Here is a 254-nt window from a genome sequence, read left to right on the forward strand (position 1 = left end):
TGGGCCAACCCGATTAACCAAAAACCCGGGCGGGCCGGCGTGGGGCGGCCCGCCCGGCGTCGTGGCGTCTTACGTGGGCCAGCCACCGTACGGGACGGTGATCATCTCCAGAAAGTGCCCGTTGGGGTCGAGGAAATAGACTCCGCGACCGCCGTCGTTGTGGTTGATCTCGTTCACCCCGTGCTGCTGCGGATCAGCCCAAAGGCTGTCTCTTATAAACAACTTACGCTGCCCACGAATAGATATGTGTAGAT

At 60.6% G+C, this 254-nt stretch carries 1 pseudogene; it reads right to left on the minus strand.

Annotated elements, in window-relative coordinates:
• Positions 1-69 precede the first annotated feature (69 nt).
• Positions 70-254, minus strand: a pseudogene (locus ACFWPJ_RS13825) (hypothetical protein); the annotation flags it as partial.

The organism is Nocardia sp. NPDC058497 (assembly GCF_042720195.1).
Classification (GTDB): Bacteria; Actinomycetota; Actinomycetes; order Mycobacteriales; family Mycobacteriaceae; genus Nocardia.